The sequence below is a fragment of the Pseudomonas taetrolens genome, from assembly GCF_900475285.1.
Taxonomy (GTDB): domain Bacteria; phylum Pseudomonadota; class Gammaproteobacteria; order Pseudomonadales; family Pseudomonadaceae; genus Aquipseudomonas; species Aquipseudomonas taetrolens.
In genome coordinates, this window is record NZ_LS483370.1 from 2,597,868 (window position 1) to 2,617,402 (window position 19,535).

Genomic DNA, 19,535 nt, shown 5'->3' on the forward strand with positions numbered 1-19,535 from the left:
GTTTATCGGAACGAAGCCTTTGCACAGGTGCAGCAGGCGCTTTTTAAACACCAGTTTATAAACGGCACTTGACGCCGACGGGTGATTTGAGTTTTCCTGAAACCGGTTTCAGTGCAATGCACTCAATCGCCTGCGATAACTCAAATAAAAGGTTTCAGGCCGTGAACAGTTTTTCTGCTGCCCAGCGCTCCCGCGTGACCATGCTTGATGTTGCCCAACGTGCCGGCGTGTCCAAGGCCAGCGTGTCGCGCTTTATTGGCGAAGACCGCGCCTTGCTCTCCGAGGCCACGGCGCTTCGTATCGAGCGCGCCATCGACGACCTGGGTTATCGCCCGAATCAAATGGCCCGCGGCCTCAAGCGCGGGCGCACGCGGTTGATCGGTATGCTGGTGGCCGACATCCGCAACCCCTACTCCATCGCGGTCATGCATGGCGTCGAAACTGCCTGCCGCCAGCACGGCTACAACCTGGTGGTGTGCAACACCGACCGCAATGACGAGCAAGAACATCAACACCTCGCCGCCCTGCGCTCCTACAACATCGAAGGTCTGATCCTCAATACCCTTGGCCATCATCCTGACGCACTGCAAGCGCTGCATCAGGAAATGCCCATCGTGTTGATCGACCGCAAAGTCGAACAACTGCACGCCGATCTGGTGGGCCTGGACAATGCGGGGGCGGTACGCATGGCCCTGGAGCATCTTCAGCAGCAGGGTTACCGCGAGTTGCTGATGGTCAGCGAGCCGGTCGATGGCACCAGCTCCCGCGTCGAGCGTATCAACAGTTTTACCGCGCAACTGGCGGCACGCCCGGCCCTGAAAGGCGCTGTGGCTCAGACCGGCAGCCAGTTGCATGACCAGATCAAAACCTTCCTGCATACCCCCGGGGCCGGCCCCAAAGCGCTGTTCTGCGCCAACGGCATTGCCGCGCTGGCATGCATGCAGGTGTTGCGTGCGTTGAATTGCCGCCTGTTCGACGACGTGGGCCTGATTGCGCTGGATGATCTGGAATGGTTCCCCCTGGTCGGTAGCGGCATTACCGCTCTCGCCCAACCGACGCAACAGATCGGCGCCAATGCCTTTAATTGCCTGCTGCAACGCCTGAGCGGCGATAAAGCACCGGCACGGGCGCTGGACTTTGCGGCGCAGCTGATCGTTCGCGGCTCCACCCAGACCATTACTGCCTGACGCTTTACCGGCAGGACACCCGCAGATGGGTGTCCTGCCTGTTACACAACACTTTCAATAAAAAATGAAACCGGTTTCAGAGGTTAACAATAATGACAACATTCCCCGTATCCATCAGCCTGTCGAGCTATGGCGCCGAGCTGGTACGCCAGCGCGGGCAAGGTAGTTTTATCGAGCTTCTGGCCAACGCCGGAGCATCGCGCATCGAGTTGCGTGAAGAGCTGCTGACCCACGAAGAGCCCGTTGCCTTTAGTGAGGCGGTACAGCTACACGGTCTCGAGTGCGTATTTTCTTCGCCTCTGGAACTGTGGGAAGCCGGGCAATCGCGGCCTAACCCGCAGTTGCTCACCACCTTGCACAGGGCTCACGCCTTTGGCGCCAAATGGCTGAAAGTGTCACTCGGCTATTTCACCGAACACTGCGATCTGCAAACCCTTGCCGCCTGCCTCAACCAGCAGCCGGTGCACTTGCTGGTCGAGAACGACCAGACCTGCCAGGGCGGACGTATCGAACCGATGCAGCGTTTCTTCGACAAAGTCGAGCAGCAGCAAGCGCCAATCCACATGACCTTCGACATTGGCAACTGGCAGTGGCAAGACCAATCGGCCAGCACCGCCGCCCGCCTGCTGGGTCGCCATGTCACTTACCTGCACTGCAAAGGCGTTGTACGCCGTCCGGACGGCAAGTTGGTCGCCACCCCGCCGACGGCTGCCGACCTGAACAGCTGGGAGCACCTCATGAGTCATATGCGCCACGGCCTGACGCGCGCCATCGAGTACCCGCTGCAGGGTACCGACCTGGACGGCCTGACCCAGGAACACGTGGCCGCTCTGGCCCGCTTGAGCCAAAAGCAACAGGAGCTGAGCCATGTCTAAGCCTGATGTGCTGTCGTTTGGCGAAACCATGGCCATGCTGGTGGCCGAACACACGGGCGAGCTGGCTCAGGTCGGGCAATTCCACAAGCGCATTGCCGGTGCTGACAGCAACGTCGCCATTGGCCTGGCTCGGCTCGGTTTCAACGTGGCCTGGCTAAGCCGTGTCGGCGCGGACTCCTTTGGCCGCTTTGTACTCAACACCCTGCAAACTGAAGGGTTGGACTGCCAGCATGTCGAAATCGACCCGCAGCACCCGACAGGCTTCCAGCTCAAGTCCCGAGTCGACGATGGCAGCGACCCGCAGGTCGAATACTTCCGCCGTGGCTCTGCCGCCAGCCACCTGAGCCTTGACGCGCTCAGCGCTCCCCTGCTCAGCGCCCGCCATTTACATGCCACCGGGATCCCGCCTGCCCTGTCGGACAGTTGCAACGCATTGTCCTTCGAGCTGATGAAGTCGATGCGCGCCGCCGGCAACAGTGTGTCGTTCGACCCGAATCTGCGGCCTTCCCTGTGGGCCAGCGAGCAAAAAATGATCCGTGACATCAACGCCCTCGCCGCCCATGCCCATTGGGTCTTGCCGGGGTTGAGCGAAGGCCAGCTACTGACCGGTTACGACGATCCGTCCGACATTGCCGCGTTCTATCTCGATCAAGGCGCGGAAGCCGTCGTGATCAAACTGGGCGCCAAGGGTGCGTTTTATCGCACTGCGCGGACCGAAGAGTTCATTCCCGCTGTACCGGTAAGCCGTGTGATTGACACCGTCGGCGCGGGTGACGGGTTTGCCGTAGGCGTAATCAGCGCCTTGCTGGAAAACCTCGGGTTTGCCCAAGCAGTACAACGCGGCAACTGGATTGGCAGCCGGGCCGTGCAAAGCCGGGGCGATATGGAAGGTCTGCCGACCCGCGCCGAACTGACGCGCCACACCACACACGCCGAACCTGTTCCCACACCGTGATCAGCTTGACCTGTTACCTGCTGCGACAAAAACAACAAGATCAGGAGCACCACTATGCACTCGCTAAAACTCGCCGCCCGTCGGTGGTGGTACATCATGCCCATCGTGTTCATCACCTACAGCCTGGCCTATCTGGATCGCGCCAACTATGGCTTTGCGGCGGCGTCCGGGATGGCCGAGGACCTCAACATCACCCCGGGGCTTTCGTCGTTGCTGGGGGCGCTGTTCTTCCTCGGGTATTTCTTTTTCCAGGTGCCAGGAGCGATTTACGCCCAGCGCAACAGCGTTAAAAAACTGATTTTTGTCAGCCTCATACTCTGGGGCAGCCTGGCAACCCTGACTGGCGTGGTTTCCAACGCGTGGTGGCTGGTGGTTATCCGGTTCATGCTCGGAGTGGTTGAAGCCGCCGTCATGCCGGCCATGCTGGTATACCTGTGCCATTGGTTCACCCGCGCCGAACGCTCGCGCGCCAACACTTTCCTGATCCTCGGCAACCCGGTGACCATGCTCTGGATGTCGGTGGTCTCGGGCTACCTGGTGCAGCATTACAGCTGGCGCTGGATGTTCATCGTCGAAGGCCTGCCAGCCGTATTGTGGGCATTCATCTGGTGGCGTCTGGCCGATGATCGTCCAAGTGATGCCAAATGGCTCACTGGTCAGGAGAAACAAGACCTGCAAAGTGCGCTGGATGCCGAGCAGGTCGGGATGAAACCGGTGAAGAACTACGCTGCCGCCTTCCGTTCGCCAAAAGTCATCCTGCTGGCCCTGCAGTTCTTTTGCTGGAGCATCGGGGTCTACGGGTTTGTGTTGTGGCTGCCTTCGATTCTCAAGCAAGGCGCGCAGATGGACATGATCGAAGCCGGCTGGCTGTCGGCCCTGCCGTATCTGGCTGCCGTGATCGCGATGCTGGCGGTGTCCTGGGGCTCGGACAAGCTGCAAAAGCGCAAACGCTTTGTCTGGCCGCCGCTGCTGATCGCATCAGTCGCCTTCTATGGTTCCTACGCACTGGGGGCCGAACACTTCTGGTGGTCCTATGCGCTACTGGTGATTGCCGGTGCCTGCATGTATGCACCTTATGGCCCGTTCTTCGCCATCATTCCGGAAATCCTGCCGTCCAACGTGGCAGGCGGTGCCATGGCGCTGATTAACAGCATGGGCGCGCTGGGTTCCTTCGGCGGTTCGTATCTGGTGGGCTACCTGAACAGCGAAACCGGCTCGCCGGGCGCGTCTTACTTGTTGATGAGCGGTGCATTGCTGATCTCCGTGCTGTTGACCTTGATGCTCAAGCCCACGACCAAAGACCCGGTGACACCGACTTTCAATGCCCAGCAACGTCTGGCCCATTCCTGATTGCAATGTGAGTGATGACCTTGAAAAAGAATGTCGTGCTGTACAAGAAACTGTCCGAGCCATTGATGCAACGTCTTGAGGCCAATGCCCGGGTCACGCTGATCGAGCGCCTTGATGCTGAAGGCCTGAACCAGCTGCGGGCTGCCCTGCCCCAAGCCCACGGTTTGCTGGGCGCAAGCCTGAAGCTGGATGCACAGTTTCTGGACCTGGCCCCGCAGCTCGAAGCCATCGCCAGCGTGTCCGTCGGTGTCGACAACTACGACATCGACTACCTGACCGAACGAAAGATCCTCCTGAGCAACACTCCGGACGTGCTGACCGAAACCACAGCAGACACCGGTTTTGCGCTGATTCTGGCCAGCGCCCGGCGTGTAGTGGAACTGGCCAATCGGGTGCGTAACGGGCTCTGGCAAAAAAACGTCGGCCCCGAGCATTTCGGCACCGACGTGCATGGCAAGACCCTGGGCATTATCGGCATGGGCCGCATTGGCGAAGCCCTTGCACAGCGCGGACACTTTGGCTTCGGCATGCCGGTGATCTATCACAGCAACTCACCAAAACCGGCTGTTGAAGCGCGTTTCAATGCGCAGTACCGCAGCCTGGAACAACTGCTGCAGCAAGCGGATTTTATCTGCCTGACCTTGCCGCTGACGGCGCAAACGGAAGGCTTGATCGGCGCCGAACAATTTGCCCTGATGCGCCCCGAGAGCATCTTTATCAATATCTCCCGGGGCAAAGTGGTTGACGAAGCGGCGTTGATTCAGGCCTTGCAAGACGGTCAGATTCGCGGCGCAGGGCTTGATGTGTTTGAACGTGAGCCTGTGGACCCGGCATCGCCGCTGCTGCAACTGGATAACGTTGTGGCCACGCCCCACATTGGCTCGGCCACCTTTGAAACCCGTGAAGCCATGGCGCGCTGTGCCGTGGATAACCTGTTGGCCGCACTGGCGGGTGAACGCCCGGCCAACCTGGTTAACCCGCACGCTATCCGTTAATCAGCCACCGGCCTTGATTCGGGTCCACACCCGCGTGCGGACCCGATCGACTTTCAAGGGCATGGCTTGCAGCGCAAACAGGGTGTCCATCATCGCGGGGGTTGGATACACCTTGGTGTCGGCCTTGATCTGCGGGTTGACCAAGGCATCCGCCTGCTGATTGCCATTGGCGTAATGCACGTAGTTCGTGATTTCTGCCATTGCCTCGGGGCGCAGCAAGTAGTTCATATAGCTGTAGGCTGCCTTCTCGTCCGGCGCATCCACGGGCATGGCCACCATGTCGAACCAGATGGGTGAACCTTCCTTGGGTACCGAATACCCGATATTGATGCCATTTTTAGCCTCTTTTGCGCGGCTGTCGGCTTGCAAAATATCCCCGGAGAACCCGACAGCCACGCAGATATTGCCGTTGGCCAGGTCACCGGTGTACTTGGATGAGTGGAAGTAGTTGATATACGGCCGGACTTTTAGCAGCAATGCCTCGGCTTTTTTGTAATCTTCCGGGTCCTTGCTGTGGTGGGGCAACCCGAGATAGTTCAGGGCGACAGGCAACAGTTCCGGGCCATTATCAAGAATCGCCACCCCGCATTTGGCGAGCTTCTCCATATACTGCGGCTTGAAAATCAGGTCCCACGAATCCAGGGGCGCGTCCTCTCCCAGCACCGCCCTGACCTTGTCTATGTTGTAGCCGATACCCGTGCTGCCCCACAGATACGGGAAGCCATGCTGGTTGCCAGGATCATTGACCTCCAGCGCCTTGAGCAGCACCGGGTTGAGGTTCTTCCAGTTAGGCAACTGGCTCTTGTCCAGTTTCTTCAACGCGCCCCCCTGGATCTGTCGCGCCATGAAGTGGTTGGACGGAAACACCACGTCGTAGCCCGAGTTGCCGGTCATCAACTTGCCGTCCAGGGTTTCATTGCTGTCATAGACGTCATAACTGGAAGCCACGCCGGTGTCGCGCTGAAAGTTTTTCAGCGTATCCGGCGCGATATAGCTCGACCAATTGTAGATTTTCACTGTCTCGCCAGCCTGACACAGCGTACCGGCAAGCATGAGGGGCAACAGGGCCATGCGGATCATGATTCGATTCCTTGCAGTTTTTAAGCAGCTGTTTTTATTGGCAGGTTTCGGTGATCAAAGGATCAATACATAGGTCTTGCGCACGGTTTCCTGGATATCCCAGATCCCGGTGCTGTTGGCAGGCAACATCAGTGCATCGCCCGCTTCTATCGTCAGGGTTTCACCGTCATCGGGGGTGAAGGTGCAGCGCCCCTGAATAAAGTGACAAAACTCCTGCTGCACGATCTGGCGGCGCCAGCGCCCGGGCGTGCACGCCCAGATGCCTGTTTCGACGCCGTCATGACACTCGACACAGGTCACCGAAGTCACGGCCACCGGGGTGCCCAGCGGCACCGCCACGGGTGAGGACGCGTCCAGCGTCATGTGGGCGGTATTTTTAAAGTGAGTAATGCTCATGGGTGTTTCCTGATCAGATAAAGGCCAAGGGGGTTACTGCATGAAACCTTCCATAAACCCGGCCAAACGGCTGGCCAGTTGCCGACGCCAGGGCGAGCTGTTCGGGTTGGCCAAGGTTTGGTCTTCGTACACAAAACTACGAATAATCGCGTTGTAACCCAACCAGCGGCAGGGTTCCGGTTCCCATGCCTTGAGTGCTCCGAGGCCGCCACCGGTCAACACCCAGGGCTGCCGGACCTCAAGGGTGTCGCGTTGCAGGATCAAGTCCGCCAGGGTTCGCCCGCCCAGATGGCTCGCGCCCACGCCCTCACCGCCATAGCCACCGGCCAGCGCAATACCGTGCTGCCGGTCGCACAGCATGTGCGGCTGAAAACGCCGGGACATGCCCAGGTTGCCGCCCCAGGCGTGACTGATGCGTACGTCTTTGAGCTGCGGAAACAGTTCGCCAAACAGGTAGCGGCGCAGGTCGATTTCACTTTGAGTCAGGTCGAAGTTGTGCCGCAAGCGTCCGGCAAACTGATAGCCACCCCGGGCGCCAAACACCAGCCTGTTATCGACCGTACGCTGGCCATAGGTGACTTGTCGGCTGCTCTCGCTGAAGGCTTGCCCCTGCGACAGGCCAATATCGCTCCACTGGCTCTCGGACAACGGTTCAGTGGCCACCAGCAGGCTTTGCACCGGCAGTTGATAACGCCCCAAGGGCGGCAGCGTGTTGGCATACCCTTCTACCGCGGGCACCACCCAGCGGCAGCGGACGTCGGCCCTGGCCGTACGGGCATGACCGGAGCGCCACTCGAGAACCGGGCTTTGTTCAAAGATGGTGACCCCAAGCCGCTCAACGGCACGTGCCAGGCCGCGCACCAGTCTGGCCGGATGAAGGGTGGCCACATGCGGGGTAAAAATGCCGCCATAGGGCCGTGCGACACGAATCTGCTGCGCCAGTTGCGCCGGGTTCAACCAGTGATAATCCGTTTCGCTCAATCCCTGGGCGTAGAGCGAAGCCAGATAACTGCGCAAGCTGGCCTCTTGCTCGGGATAGCGCGCGGCGCAATAGAGCGCGCCCCCCTTGCGCAAATCGCAGTCGATGCCTTCCCGTTCAGTAACGCGCTGCACTTCATCGATAATGCCATGCAGCAAGCCGAATGATTCACGCCGCTGCTGAGGAGAAAGCCCTGCCAATAGCCGGTCCTCACCCAGCAAGTTCCCCATCAACCAGCCGCCGTTACGCCCCGAAGCACCAAACCCGGCTGTTTGTGCCTCGACGATGGCAACGCTCAGCTCAGGGGCGTGCTGCTTGAGGTAATACGCGGTCCAGAGTCCGGTATAACCGGCGCCGATGATCAGTACATCGACATCCAGGTCATGGGCCAGCGAAGGCCGTGGTGCCAGATCGTCCCCAAGCTGGTCCATCCACAGGCTGATAGTGCGCCATGCAGGCATTGCCGACTCCAAACCTTGATCAAGAATGGGTCGATCCTATCTCCGGGCCTCAGGGCGAGTCTTGCGCGCGTACCCGCAGAGAAATTTGCCTGGCGTAGGCCTTGGGCGACTGCCCGGTGTGCTGACGGAAACAGCTGTAAAACGCCGACAGGGAATTGAACCCCGCCGCGAAGGCCACGTCATCGACTTTGACCGGAGACCGGGCCGCGTCCATCGCCGCCAGCACATGGCGCAATCGTGCCTGGTTCACATACCGGTAAAAGCTTTGTCCGAGCACCTGGTTCAGCAAATACGACATCTGGTTACGCGTGTAACCGCAGGCCTTGGCCACTTGCTGCAGGTCCAGATCGGGATCGAGAAAGGGTTGTTGCTGTTCAAAATAAGTTTGCAGGTCCTGAGCCATAAAACTCAATTGCCGTGCCGACAGCCCCAATCGACTTGCCGCAGGCCGTAGCGACGGCGGGCGTACGGTATTTTGCGCCTCCTCGTGGACCAGAGAGGCATATTCATTCACGCACCAGATCAACCCGTCGCGCACCGTGATCGCTTCGCTGGCGCGGAACGACACCAGACCCTGGCTGCCTCGCAGGGTCATGCGGTACTGAATGAATGCGGTGTCGCCATCCAGACGAATGCGGTCGCTATGCTCCAGCGCCTCGTCGGGTTCTCTGGGCATGGACAATTGCACGTACTCGCGCAGCTCATCGAGTACCATCATGCGGTTCTGGAAAAAGTCGTGATAGCGCACGTCCGGGTGGTACAGCGCCATCACCCCTTCCAAGTCCCGGTGTTTCCAGCACAGGTGATAACGCAACACGGTTTCGCCAGTGGCGCGGGTCTGCTCAGGGCAGTCGTCTGGGGCTGACATAAGATGCTCGAAAACAAAACATGAGAGTGCCGCGTCAGGGGCCCGGCTTCAACACTCATCGGATGCCCGACAACTGCAGAAAAACCGCTTCAGCCCATGACGTGCATCAAAACCTGTTGAAACAAGTGGGCTTCGGTTAAAAAAAGGCTTATCGCCACTACTTCGGGATGATAGCTTTGAACACGAAACAATCGTAAACATGGCGCGGCCGGGTTACCCGTGCCGTACTTGCCCAGAGCAAAAGGAATCGCTCTATGAACACATCAAACAGTGTCAACAAAGTTTCTTTTCCCAACGCCTGCCAACTGATGCGCTGGCATTTCCACCCCATGGGCTTCGAAGCCAGCATGGACGCCCCGCGCAGCATGATTGCCCGGCTGTTTGACCGTGCCAGCGGCGAAACCCTGATCGCCATTGCCGGTATCCCTTGTGCAACCGTCATGAATACCGGCGAAGTGGCCCGGATCATCCAGGCGGTGGAGGACGAGCTCGAAAGTTTCGTGCCACCCCGGGCATGGCAGGCGCTGGCTTGATAGCGCTGCCGAGCAACAGGTGTCTCGCTGCGCAGCTTTCGTGCCTCGGCAGCGGCTACAGGCAGTAGTCGTTGCGAGCACAGCGGGCTACGCCCGACTGGGCAGCCGGGACGCGGCCTCGTGCGACTCGTCCACCGCTACGTTAAGGGTTCGCCAAAAGAGGTGTATCCACCCCTCGTAAATCCTCGAAAAATGCCTTGCCGGCGGGAATACGATCAGAGGCCTTGGGGATGTTGGGGCCTTGGGCATCCTGCTTCTCCAGGTACCAGTAACAATGTTTGACTGCCCGTGTGATGCCGACATAAGCGAGGCGCAATACTTCGTCTTTTTGCGCGTTATCGTACGGATCAGGATCGCCATCTTTGCCCAGACCTGCCATCCGGTACACCTGGTTCTTGTACGGCGAAGATGTCAGGTGCTGGCAGTCGCCCAGCAGGAAAACTGCATCCGCCTGCAAGCCCTTGGCGCTGTGATACGTCAGTTGCTTGAGCCGGCGGTCTTCAGGCGTCAATCTAGAATCAACATTAACTACAGATTGAATTTCCTTTTCAATCAATGTTTTATCGCTGCTTTTTCGATACAACATTAAGATCCGATCACCGGCATGGTAATGCTCGATCAAGCGTGTGGCGAGATCCTGCTCGTCACGCGGCAAGACCGTCACCGGCACCAGTTCCTTGGGTTCGCCGCTGGCTTTGGCCCGTTTTCCGGCAATCGAGGGCGCAGCGCGCACGATATGTTCGGCTGCATCAATGATGTGCTGGTGGCTGCGGAAGTTGTCGCTGAGCATGACCCGGGTCGTGGCGGGCGACGGGAACTCTTTGTTGAACGCCATGAAATATTTCGGCGAGCTGCCACGCCAGCCGTAGATTGACTGCCAGTCATCCCCCACGCACAGCAATGACGAACGCTGGGCTCCCCGCCCGACATGCATCGCAGGGCCCCGGCTGCGAATCTCCCGCAGACTGGCCCGCAACCACGACACGATTTGTGGCGAAACGTCCTGGAATTCATCGATCATCAAGTGCGACAACGGCCGCAACTGCTCGTGACTCAAGAGCTTGAAGTTTTGTGGCGTGTTCTCGCCAAACAACGAGAACATGCGGTTGTAGGTCATGACCGGCGGGGTTTGGGCCAACAGGTGATCTTCCAGAGCGCGCCAGTAAAGACTCAGGGCCTCGAAAAAGAAACGGTCCGGATCGTCCTTGGCAAAGCGCATGTCACCGACTGCTGCCGCCACATCAAGCCCCAGGTTCTCGATAAAGCTCGCCGCGGATACAAACGAGTCGAGCAAGGGGGCCGAGCTCAGTTCCCCCTTGAGCTTGTAGTCGAACCCCGGCCCGGCGCTCGCATCCCCCGCCAGCGAGGCAATGACGCGCTTAGCAGCGTCATAGTTTTCCAACCAGATCAAAGGCTTGTTACAGAAAGCTCGAAACAGTGTGCGCTTGACCGCCCACTCTGCCCGCACACTCAGCTTGGCGCCTGGGCGGCAGATCTGCGGGTTTTCCTGCGGGTCGAAGCCCAGCACGACCCAGGCATCCAGTTGCGGGATATAGCCGTGACAGTGGAAGTGCGAACCGTTGATTTCCAGGGTTTCGCGGTTGGGTTCGATGCCCTTGATGGGCCAGGCGCCTGCAGCAAACCACAGGTCTTCAAGGGTGTCGCACAACTCTTCGTCGCGCTTGGCGGCCAGCTCAGTCACTGCCATGCGCTTTTGCACGTCCGGGTGATCGCGCTCCAGTTCCTTGAGCTGCAGGGCATGCCGGCACAACGGTGCAAGCGCCTGGCGAAAACGCTCATCCCGGGTATACAGCCCGTGATAGCACGCATTGAGCTGCTGACGCTGCGCATCATTGATACGCAAGTCAAAGGGGTTGCTGTCGGTGTCGTCATCGTTGAACAGGCTGCGGCTATTGAGCGTCTCGAAGGCCTGCAACTGCCCGTAACCAGGCAGGCTGCGCACCAGGGGCAAAATACGCGAGTGGAAGGTACGGACCACCTCCCGCGCCTCTTTAAGGCTCAGGTTCCTGCCCCACAGGGCAAAAACCTCTTGCAACTTGCTGATGAAATCCTTGCGCGACTCACGGGTGAAGGTCACGACCGTCATCGACCCGAGCTCAAACCCCAGGTAATGCGTCAGCAATAGAATCCGCAGCACCAGTGACGTCGATTTGCCCGCCCCGGCCCCGGCCACGACGGAGGTTGACGGTGTATCACTGAAGATCATCTTCCATTGGGCTGCACTGGGCTGGGCATGGGCAGGCAGCAGCGCGGCCACATCGGCCTTGATCTGCTTTTTCAGTTCGGGGGTCAGCGGCAAGCGCCAGTCGTCGAAGAGGTTGTCGTCGATGCCGGGGGCTCGCAGCTCCTGTGCACGGGTGTCACTGATAAACAGCACCTGGCGGCCCTCTTCCAGCCCCTCGGCATGTCCCTCCTGGAAGCCGTAATCAATCCCTGCGCTGTGGCCGCTGCGAAACCCGTCCGCCTGACCTTGCAACCAGGACGCCGCATGTTGCGCGCGCAAACGGTTAAGGCCGCTGCCAAACAATCGTGCGGCCAGGCGCTTGAGCAATGGCAGTTGAGTGACAGGGGCAAGTTCGACAGGCAGTTCGGGGGTGTGTTGCGGCACGCTGACTCCAGGGTGTGAGGTTGTTCGGGAGGATGGGCTATGGTCGCCGCAATGGGCGAGGATATCTAGCTAATTGCTTAGGCATCAGCTGTTTAGGCGCTGAACCAAAGGTGATTCAGCTTTGCTAGCGCTGCATAACCATCTATTTAATCGATTGCTTTGAAGCATTTTTTAACCTTTTTATCGATATATCCTTGATGCAAAATCACTCCATCAACCACTGGCCACCGTTCAACCGTACGGCTGACCTGAACCGGAGAAGAATCATGCTTGAGCTCAGACCTTTCAGCACCCTGGGCGGTGCAAACCATGGCTGGTTGGACGCCCATCACCACTTTTCGTTCGCTGAGTACTACGACCCACAACGCATGAACTGGGGCAACCTGCGCGTGTGGAACGATGATGTCATCGCCCCGGGAACCGGTTTTCCAAAACACCCGCACCGTGACATGGAGATCATTACTTACGTTCGTGAAGGCGCGATCAGCCATGAGGACAACCTCGGCAATAAAGGCCGTACCGAAGCCGGTGACGTGCAGGTCATGAGCGCAGGCACCGGGATTGCCCACAGCGAGTACAACCTCGAGCCGATCCCTACCAAGATCTTTCAGATATGGATCATTCCCAATCAGCAGGGTGATGTACCTGCCTGGGGCGCCAAACCCTTCCCAAAAGACGGACGCGGAGGCTTTGTGACCCTGGCCAGCGGCAAGCAAGGTGACGACGAAAGCCTGCGAATTCGCGCCGATGCGCGACTGGTGGCAGCCAACCTCAAGGCCGGCGAAAGCGCGGAGTATCGACTGGACAGCGGCCGTCGTGCCTATCTGGTGCCCGCCACCGGAGTGATCGAGATCAATGGCCTGCGGGCCAGCGCCCGGGACGGTGTGGCCATCGTCGATGAAGCGGTGCTGCGGGTCACCGCGATCGAAGACAGCGAGATCGTGCTGGTGGATGTCGCCTGAAGCAAGGCACTAAAAAGGCCGGTCACCTCAAGGGTGACCGGCCTTTTCATGTCAACGGCAAAACAGGCTCAACGGGTAGCAAGTGCTTCCCGGCGGGCCTGACGACGTTGTATCAGATAACCCAGCACTGCCAGCGGCGCCGTGGCCAGCATCACCTCCACGGTGATTTGCAAGGGCTGGCTGATATAACTCGACACCAGCAGGCTACCGAGAAAGCACAACCCCAACTGCAAGGTGTTTTGCAGCGCCGCAGCCTTGCCGGAATTCTCCGCGAACGGCATCAGTGCATTTGCTACCACAATCGGATAGCTCGCCCCGTTAACCAGCGCCATCAGGCAAAACGGAATCAACAAAGTGGCCAGCGTCGGCTCGGTTTGTGTGGCGACCCAGTACAACCCCGCCATGCTTGCGCAGTAAGCCAGCAGCAGCCAGGGCAAGAGCTTGCGACCCTTGATGTACTGCAAGGCGCTGCGGCAACCATAACCGCCCAGCATGAAGGCCAGGGTCGGAAACGCGTAGCTCAGACCGATATCGCTCGGGCTGTAGCCCATATCACCGAGAATGAAGGGTGAAGCGGTCAGCCAGGCGAAAAAGCTCGCCGAGCAAGCGGCAAAGATCATCACATTGCCGCTGAAACTGGCAGTGCGCAGCAATTGCCAGTAAGTCACCCCGCTCTTCACCCGCAAAGGCGTCACACGGGCTTTTTCTTTAAGCAACAGCGTGGGCACGATCAGCATGACCGCCAGCCCCAGCAGTACCGCGAATATGCCCTGCCAGCCAAAATGGCTCAGCACCACGGCACCGAGTAGCGGCGCCAGTGCAGGTGACAGGCCCATCAACGGCATGATGCCGGCGAACACCCGGTTTGCCTTGTCCGCCGGATAACGGTCAATCACCAGTGCCTGCCATGTGACGGCCGCGGCGCAAATGCCAATCGCCTGAATAAACCGCAAGCTCAGGAGCAGCGCGGTGCTCTCGACCCACAGCATCCCCAGGCAACCCAGCGCAAACAGCGACAGGCCTGCCAGCAAGACCGGCTTGCGGCCCAGACGGTCCGACAACGGGCCCCACAACAACTGTCCAAATGCAAAACCCGCCAGAAAGATGCTCAGGCTTGCCCCCACAGCACCGGCCGAGAGCTGCAATTCACTGCGTAAGGTACCGAAAGCGGGCAAATACATATCCATCGCCAGGTAGCCCAGCATGCTGAGCCCGGCGAGATAACAGGTAAATCCAAAAGAGTTCTTCATGGTCATCCAAAACTTGCCATCAAACAATTTGTTGACTGGCGTGCATTATCCAGCTGACCATTTGCTTGTGAAGCGATAATAATTGCCGACTGGCATCAAATATTTTGAAGGCAAGTACATGTGGTCAGAATACTCCCTGGATGTGATTGATGCCGTCGCCCGGCACGGCAGCTTCAGTGGCGCCGCGCAAGAGCTGCACCGCGTGCCTTCAGCCGTCAGCTATACCGTGCGCCAACTCGAACAGTGGCTCGCCGTACCGCTGTTTGTACGCCGTCATCGAGACGTCGAACTGACCCCGGCCGGCAAAATGTTTGTCAAGGAAGCCCGGGATGTCATGAAAAAAATGCTCGGCACACGGCGTTTGTGCCAGCAAGTGGCCAATGGCTGGAGCGGCCAGTTGCGGGTCGCGGTGGACTCCATCATCAAGCAGCCACGCTGCCAGCAGATGGTGATCGATTTCTATCGGCACTTCCCGGACGTGGAACTGATCGTTCACTACGAGGTGTACAACGGCGTTTGGGATGCACTGGTCGACGGCCGCACCGATATCGCTATCGGCGCTACCCGCGCGGTGCCGGTGGCGGGCAGCTTTGCCTTTCGCGACATGGGCTTCCTGCACTGGCTGTGCGTCGCCAGCCCGCAGCATCCGCTGGCATCGATTGAAGGGTTGCTGAGCGATGAACAACTGCGCCCCTACCCGTCCTTGTGCATGGACGACACCTCCCGCAGCCTGCCCAAGCGCGACACCTGGACCCTGGATAATCAACGGCGAATGATGGTACCCGACTGGTCAACCGGGCTGGGATGCCTGAGTGACGGCCTGTGCGTGGGCATGGTGCCCGCACACTTGGCCCAGCCCTTGATTGCACAAGGGCAACTGGTGGCGCTGCACTTGCAACGGCCCTTCCCGGCCAGCCCTTCGTGTATCGCCTGGGCCCAGAACCATCATTCGCCGGCCATGAGCTGGCTGCTGGAGTATCTGGGGGATACGCCGACCCTGAGCCAGGAATGGCTCAATGAAAGTGACGTCGAGGATTAGTGCTCGAACAGGATCGGGTACAGCGACACCACCAGCAGTAACGCCATAGACAGGTTGAACGCCAGCAACCACCTGGGTTTGGTCAGTACGTTGCGCAATGCGCTGCCACAACCTGCCCAGACACAGACGCTGGGCAGGTTGATCAGGGCAAACACCAGCGCAATGATGAACACATTGGCGATATACCCCTGAGACGGCGTGTAGGTAGTGATGGCACCAACGGCCATGACCCAGGCCTTGGGGTTGACCCATTGAAAGGCCGCTGCCCCCCAGAATCCCAGGGGCACACCAGTTGCGGTATCAGACTGCGAAACAGGTCCTGAGGTGGCGACTTTCCAGGCCAGGTACAACAAATAGGCCGCCCCCAAATAGCGCAAAACCGTATAGGCCATGGGTACCGCCTTGAATACCCCGCCCAGTCCCAAGCCGACCGCCAATACCAGAAACATGAAACCGACGCTGATCCCCAGCGCATGGGGAATGGTGCGGCGAAATCCGAAGTTGACGCCCGAGGCCAGCAGCATCGTGTTGTTCGGCCCCGGGGTGATGGAGGAGACAAACGCAAACAGCGCAAATGCAGAAAGTAATTCGAGGGAGAATGGCATGGGGAGTGTGGCCTGTAGGAGCAATCGATCCACCCTATCGGATTGCCACGTCGGCATTGCACTACAGCTGGGCGTTATTTTTACCGCACACATTGGAAGGGTTGCGTTTTCACGACATGCTTTTCACGTCACTTTCACATCAATGAGCCTAGATTGAACCCACTCCTTTAGTGAATCCCATTTGGCCCGCTCCCCAGCGGGCCTTTTTTTGGGCGGCGCTCAGCAGCCGTCAGTCTTCCAGTGGCTTGGCCGGTTTCACGGGCCTGGCTGACTTGCCTGACGCAGCTGCTTTGCCTGGCGCAGAGGCCTTGTCTGGCGTTTCAACCGTTGCGGAGGCCTGGGCTTCTTTCTCAGCCACCGGCATTTCATCAATGGTTTTAAACAACGCGTTGAGATCGGCCTCGCCCACTGTCTCGTTTTTCTTCTCGCCATCCTTGCCGATCAGAATCACTTTGGCCTTGTTATCAATGATCATCCCCGGCTTGAGCCCACGAATCAGCGACATGGTCGATTGCGGCTCAAGGTCTTTGCCATCACGCTTGCCGGTAATGCCGACAATCGTATAAAGCACCATGTTGCGTGCTTCGAACCCCTGTCGATTGGCCGGGTCTTCCAGGGCTTTTTTCAAGCTGGACAATGTCTGGTCACTGTCTGCACGGGCGAAAACCACTAACGGGCGAAACTTGCCGCGATCCTGTTCGAGAGGGCTTGGAACTTCAACAGCCTGCACCGTGCCACAGACCAGCACACTGGCGAGGATCAACAAACGGATAAACATCCAGACCTCCTTTTTTATCATCGGGCCAGGTCACTGGGCGTATACCTACGCCTTGAAATCCTGTGCTCAGGCCTGCCATTTAGAGCGTAGGCCAAGGGTTTCATCATGCAACCGGGTACCCGGACTTTGCCTTTCACGTTTATGTTTTGCAACCGCGTCCGGGTCGAAATGTCGCTGGCCGGCATGGCCAGACCGTCAAGGGTGTTTGAGCGCTGCCCGTGTTTTCACCCTGAAGTGGCGAACCAGTGCCAGCACCAGCATTAGCCCGACAACCCCCAGCGCGATCGACAGACGATAAGGTTTAAGGTCCCCCAGGATGCCCTCCAGAAACTCTCCGGACCAATAGCCTGCGCTGGCAAACAATGTGGCCCAGGTGACGGCGCCCAAAAAATTGATGCTGGCAAATTTCAGGGGTGAAACCCCGGACGCACCAATCACCATCGGGCCAAGCAGGCGCATGCCATACAAAAAGCGCACCGAGAAAATCGACACCGTCGGGTGCTGATTGATCAGTTGAGTGACGCGGTCAATGGTGGCCTGTTGTTTATGCAGCTTTGGTAAAAGCCGTGCGCCAGAGTAACGGCCAGTCCAGAACAGCAACTGATCCCCCAGCATGCCTGCCAGGCTCGCGTAGCCGATGACTGGCAGAAGTTTGAGTACATGCTGATGAGCCGCCATGCCCCCCAGAATCAGGATGGTTTCACCTTCCAGTAAACAGCCGACAAATATGGCCAGGTAGCCATAGGTCGCCAACAAGTGGGTGAAGTCGATGTGTTCAAACATGCGCGCTCTGTCGCTCCCTGTGAGGTGACATTATCCGGTGCCGGATTTGCTTTCAGTGCCGGTGTCGATGATGTATATCCGGAAAATGCGGGTGACTATGCTGAATGGGCAGATGCTGGTGTGTGTGGCTATGAGGTTCGCCTGGGGCTACACCCTCTGCATGTTCATGCCGGTGGTGTTCATCGTGCGTGTGGCGATGGGTGTGCTCCTGCGCTACATGCCGGTGACTGTGTTCATGCTGCTCGGTCAGGTGCAGCCATACCCCAAGCAACATGAATGCCGCCGCCAGCCAGAACAGCAGCGAAACGGATTCGCCCAGTACCATGATGGAAATGGCAGCCCCCAAAAAAGGCGCTGTCGAGAAGTACGCGCCAGTTCGCGCCGCGCCCAGCCCGCGCAGTGCCAGCACGAACAGCACCAGGCTCACGCCGTAGCCGAGAAAACCAATCAGCAGCGTCGGGCTCAAGACTTCGAGCCTTACAGAACCGGCTCCCATCCCCCAGGCTATGGTGCAATTCACCAGCCCGGCGAACAGCCCTTTGGCACCTGCGATATACAGAGCATCCGAAGCCGACACCTTGCGGGTCAGGTTGTTGTCCACCGCCCAGCACAAGCAGGCAAACGCCACCGCCAGCGGTCCAAGCCAGGACTGCGACCCATTCGACGCCTGCCCCGACGGCCATGACAACACAACGCCCCCAACGATGATCGCCAGCATCCCGAGCACAATCCTGCGGTCAGCATTTTCCTTGAACACCACCCAGGCCAGCAGCGCTGTCAGCACAGGTTCGAGGTTCAGCATCAGCGAGGCCGTCGCGCCACTGGTCAAGCTCAGGCCGGCCATCAGGGCGACGGGGCCGAGCACCCCGCCAAAGACAATCGCACCCATCAGCCAAGGCCATTCGCTGGCCTGCAATCCGGAAGCTTTCCAGCCACGATCCCGGATACAGCGCACCATCAGCAATCCCACGCCACTGCCCAAATACAGCAACCCGGCCAGCATCACAGGAGGGATTTCAGCCCCCAGCAACTTGGCCAGCGGTGTACTTGCACCAAACAGCGCAGCGGCCGTCAATGCGTAAATGACGCTCGTATTCATCTCACCCACTTCTGTATCGCACGTGCAAGCAGCCTAGCCCAGCCTGCGAAACACGCGCGCTGATGCGGGTTGATCAGTCTTCGGGGTTGTTATCCGCAAATGACGTGTTCAGCAGTGCCTCCACAGCGCGGTCGGGATGCCCCAGCAACTGCTTATAGAAGGTTTTTCCATCTGCCGAGCGCGTTGCCAGAAGCCCCCAGGACTGCTTGCCGTCTGCGCTGAACACGACACTTAGCTGATGATCTGCACAGTCGTGGGGTTTACACATGTGTCCCAGCATGTAGCGCTTTCCATCTGCCGTTACACGCTCGATGGGCGTCGACGTCCCTTGAGCGTTGCTGACCCACTCTGGGAAACTGAGCATCTCTTTGTAGGCTGTTTTGTAGGGTTCCTGCTTGGCTATTTCATATAGGTAGGATTCAGCTGACGCGGTGGTTGCAACCAACAGCAGAAAAGCACCTGATTTTGAAAAACCCATTGTCCTCATGTCCCCTGCTCCTTGAAAAAATACGCGTAATGCCTGGCCAGTGCCCTGCTTAAAGCGTGTCACTCACCTTGACCCGTGACTCGCTCTCAAGAGCGAAACCATAGACCATCATCCTGAAAAGCGATAAATAACGCTCCGAAACCGCGCCGGGGACCTGCCGTAAATGAGCAAGCCGCGTAACGATACCCTGGACATAAAAAAGCCTCGGCAATTGCCGAGGCCAG

Annotated in this window: 19 protein-coding genes; 8 read left to right on the forward strand and 11 right to left on the reverse strand. The window is 58.7% G+C overall.

Annotation, left to right across the window (positions count from 1 at the left end; genetic code table 11):
- Positions 1-161: 161 nt before the first annotated feature.
- From DQN55_RS11870 to DQN55_RS11890, 5 genes are all read left to right on the forward strand, one after another.
- Entirely contained in the window at positions 162-1,187 is a 1,026-nt protein-coding gene (locus DQN55_RS11870) for a LacI family DNA-binding transcriptional regulator (protein WP_048379672.1), read from the forward strand.
- A gap of 92 nt (positions 1,188-1,279) precedes the next feature.
- Positions 1,280-2,062, forward strand: coding sequence for a sugar phosphate isomerase/epimerase family protein (locus DQN55_RS11875; RefSeq protein ID WP_048379670.1), 783 nt, complete (start codon positions 1,280-1,282; stop codon positions 2,060-2,062).
- On the forward strand, positions 2,055-3,017 hold the full coding sequence (locus DQN55_RS11880; protein ID WP_048379668.1) for a sugar kinase: 963 nt from the start codon (positions 2,055-2,057) through the stop codon (positions 3,015-3,017). Before DQN55_RS11875 ends, DQN55_RS11880 begins: the two co-directional genes overlap by 8 nt.
- 54 nt (positions 3,018-3,071) lie before the next feature.
- Positions 3,072-4,367 carry an MFS transporter gene (locus tag DQN55_RS11885; RefSeq protein ID WP_048379666.1) on the forward strand — a complete coding sequence of 432 codons (1,296 nt, stop codon included), beginning with the start codon at positions 3,072-3,074 and terminating at the stop codon, positions 4,365-4,367.
- Between the two features lie 14 nt (positions 4,368-4,381).
- Positions 4,382-5,362 carry a 2-hydroxyacid dehydrogenase gene (locus DQN55_RS11890; RefSeq protein ID WP_162199349.1) on the forward strand — a complete coding sequence of 327 codons (981 nt, stop codon included), beginning with the start codon at positions 4,382-4,384 and terminating at the stop codon, positions 5,360-5,362.
- Here the strand turns inward: DQN55_RS11890 and DQN55_RS11895 are convergent, their stop codons facing one another.
- The 4 genes from DQN55_RS11895 to DQN55_RS11910 are packed head-to-tail and all read right to left on the reverse strand — an operon-like array spanning position 5,363 to position 9,146.
- Positions 5,363-6,442 carry a polyamine ABC transporter substrate-binding protein gene (locus DQN55_RS11895; RefSeq protein WP_048379665.1) on the reverse strand — a complete coding sequence of 360 codons (1,080 nt, stop codon included), beginning with the start codon at positions 6,440-6,442 and terminating at the stop codon, positions 5,363-5,365. It abuts the gene before it with no gap.
- A gap of 54 nt (positions 6,443-6,496) precedes the next feature.
- On the reverse strand, positions 6,497-6,838 hold the full coding sequence (locus DQN55_RS11900) for a cupin domain-containing protein (protein WP_048379663.1): 342 nt from the start codon (positions 6,836-6,838) through the stop codon (positions 6,497-6,499).
- Between the two features lie 33 nt (positions 6,839-6,871).
- A complete protein-coding gene (locus DQN55_RS11905) occupies positions 6,872-8,278 on the reverse strand; it encodes an NAD(P)/FAD-dependent oxidoreductase (RefSeq protein ID WP_048379661.1) in 1,407 nt (468 codons plus the stop codon).
- Positions 8,279-8,327: 49 nt separating this feature from the next.
- Complete coding sequence (locus DQN55_RS11910; protein ID WP_048379659.1) at positions 8,328-9,146, reverse strand: helix-turn-helix domain-containing protein; 819 nt, start codon at positions 9,144-9,146, stop codon at positions 8,328-8,330.
- A 254-nt stretch (positions 9,147-9,400) separates the two neighbouring features.
- Here DQN55_RS11910 and DQN55_RS11915 point away from each other — a divergent pair, with 254 nt between their 5' ends.
- Positions 9,401-9,679 carry a DUF1652 domain-containing protein gene (locus DQN55_RS11915; RefSeq protein WP_048379657.1) on the forward strand — a complete coding sequence of 93 codons (279 nt, stop codon included), beginning with the start codon at positions 9,401-9,403 and terminating at the stop codon, positions 9,677-9,679.
- A gap of 142 nt (positions 9,680-9,821) precedes the next feature.
- On the opposite strand, the gene DQN55_RS11920 is transcribed toward DQN55_RS11915, so the two are convergent.
- Positions 9,822-12,308 carry a UvrD-helicase domain-containing protein gene (locus tag DQN55_RS11920; protein ID WP_048379654.1) on the reverse strand — a complete coding sequence of 829 codons (2,487 nt, stop codon included), beginning with the start codon at positions 12,306-12,308 and terminating at the stop codon, positions 9,822-9,824.
- 266 nt (positions 12,309-12,574) lie between these two features.
- On the opposite strand from DQN55_RS11920, the gene DQN55_RS11925 reads away from it, so the two are divergent.
- Positions 12,575-13,270, forward strand: a complete 696-nt coding sequence (locus tag DQN55_RS11925; RefSeq protein WP_048379652.1) for a pirin family protein — start codon at positions 12,575-12,577, stop codon at positions 13,268-13,270.
- A gap of 68 nt (positions 13,271-13,338) precedes the next feature.
- On the opposite strand, the gene punC is transcribed toward DQN55_RS11925, so the two are convergent.
- A complete protein-coding gene (gene punC, locus DQN55_RS11930; RefSeq protein ID WP_048380616.1) occupies positions 13,339-14,520 on the reverse strand; it encodes a purine nucleoside transporter PunC in 1,182 nt (393 codons plus the stop codon).
- Positions 14,521-14,638: 118 nt separating this feature from the next.
- Here punC and punR point away from each other — a divergent pair, with 118 nt between their 5' ends.
- On the forward strand, positions 14,639-15,559 hold the full coding sequence (gene punR, locus DQN55_RS11935; RefSeq protein WP_048379650.1) for a DNA-binding transcriptional activator PunR: 921 nt from the start codon (positions 14,639-14,641) through the stop codon (positions 15,557-15,559).
- Here punR and DQN55_RS11940 read toward each other — a convergent pair.
- From DQN55_RS11940 to DQN55_RS11960, 5 genes are all read right to left on the reverse strand, one after another.
- Positions 15,556-16,164: a LysE family translocator gene (locus DQN55_RS11940; RefSeq protein WP_048379648.1), complete on the reverse strand. Its 609-nt coding sequence runs from the start codon at positions 16,162-16,164 to the stop codon at positions 15,556-15,558. The two genes, punR and DQN55_RS11940, sit on opposite strands and share 4 nt — an antisense overlap.
- A 229-nt stretch (positions 16,165-16,393) precedes the next feature.
- Positions 16,394-16,942: a DUF4174 domain-containing protein gene (locus tag DQN55_RS11945; protein ID WP_048379646.1), complete on the reverse strand. Its 549-nt coding sequence runs from the start codon at positions 16,940-16,942 to the stop codon at positions 16,394-16,396.
- 195 nt (positions 16,943-17,137) lie between these two features.
- Entirely contained in the window at positions 17,138-17,725 is a 588-nt protein-coding gene (locus DQN55_RS11950; RefSeq protein ID WP_048379644.1) for a DedA family protein, read from the reverse strand.
- 52 nt (positions 17,726-17,777) lie between these two features.
- Positions 17,778-18,824: a DMT family transporter gene (locus tag DQN55_RS11955; RefSeq protein WP_048379642.1), complete on the reverse strand. Its 1,047-nt coding sequence runs from the start codon at positions 18,822-18,824 to the stop codon at positions 17,778-17,780.
- Positions 18,825-18,897: 73 nt separating this feature from the next.
- On the reverse strand, positions 18,898-19,302 hold the full coding sequence (locus DQN55_RS11960; protein WP_231995575.1) for an Ivy family c-type lysozyme inhibitor: 405 nt from the start codon (positions 19,300-19,302) through the stop codon (positions 18,898-18,900).
- Positions 19,303-19,535 lie beyond the last annotated feature (233 nt).

Excerpts from the sequence above, each read along its gene's own strand:
- punC (WP_048380616.1), bottom strand. The coding sequence starts at position 14,520 with ATGAAGAACTCTTTTGGATTTACCTGTTATCTCGCCGGGCTCAGCATG.
- DQN55_RS11900 (WP_048379663.1), bottom strand. The coding sequence starts at position 6,838 with ATGAGCATTACTCACTTTAAAAATACCGCCCACATGACGCTGGACGCG.
- DQN55_RS11940 (WP_048379648.1), bottom strand. The coding sequence starts at position 16,164 with ATGCCATTCTCCCTCGAATTACTTTCTGCATTTGCGCTGTTTGCGTTT.
- DQN55_RS11890 (WP_162199349.1), top strand. The coding sequence starts at position 4,382 with ATGACCTTGAAAAAGAATGTCGTGCTGTACAAGAAACTGTCCGAGCCA.
- DQN55_RS11960 (WP_231995575.1), bottom strand. The coding sequence starts at position 19,302 with ATGGGTTTTTCAAAATCAGGTGCTTTTCTGCTGTTGGTTGCAACCACC.
- DQN55_RS11950 (WP_048379644.1), bottom strand. The coding sequence starts at position 17,725 with ATGTTTGAACACATCGACTTCACCCACTTGTTGGCGACCTATGGCTAC.
- DQN55_RS11905 (WP_048379661.1), bottom strand. The coding sequence starts at position 8,278 with ATGCCTGCATGGCGCACTATCAGCCTGTGGATGGACCAGCTTGGGGAC.
- DQN55_RS11955 (WP_048379642.1), bottom strand. The coding sequence starts at position 18,824 with ATGAATACGAGCGTCATTTACGCATTGACGGCCGCTGCGCTGTTTGGT.
- DQN55_RS11875 (WP_048379670.1), top strand. The coding sequence starts at position 1,280 with ATGACAACATTCCCCGTATCCATCAGCCTGTCGAGCTATGGCGCCGAG.
- DQN55_RS11880 (WP_048379668.1), top strand. The coding sequence starts at position 2,055 with ATGTCTAAGCCTGATGTGCTGTCGTTTGGCGAAACCATGGCCATGCTG.
- punR (WP_048379650.1), top strand. The coding sequence starts at position 14,639 with ATGTGGTCAGAATACTCCCTGGATGTGATTGATGCCGTCGCCCGGCAC.
- DQN55_RS11915 (WP_048379657.1), top strand. The coding sequence starts at position 9,401 with ATGAACACATCAAACAGTGTCAACAAAGTTTCTTTTCCCAACGCCTGC.
- DQN55_RS11895 (WP_048379665.1), bottom strand. The coding sequence starts at position 6,442 with ATGATCCGCATGGCCCTGTTGCCCCTCATGCTTGCCGGTACGCTGTGT.
- DQN55_RS11925 (WP_048379652.1), top strand. The coding sequence starts at position 12,575 with ATGCTTGAGCTCAGACCTTTCAGCACCCTGGGCGGTGCAAACCATGGC.
- DQN55_RS11910 (WP_048379659.1), bottom strand. The coding sequence starts at position 9,146 with ATGTCAGCCCCAGACGACTGCCCTGAGCAGACCCGCGCCACTGGCGAA.
- DQN55_RS11885 (WP_048379666.1), top strand. The coding sequence starts at position 3,072 with ATGCACTCGCTAAAACTCGCCGCCCGTCGGTGGTGGTACATCATGCCC.
- DQN55_RS11945 (WP_048379646.1), bottom strand. The coding sequence starts at position 16,942 with ATGTTTATCCGTTTGTTGATCCTCGCCAGTGTGCTGGTCTGTGGCACG.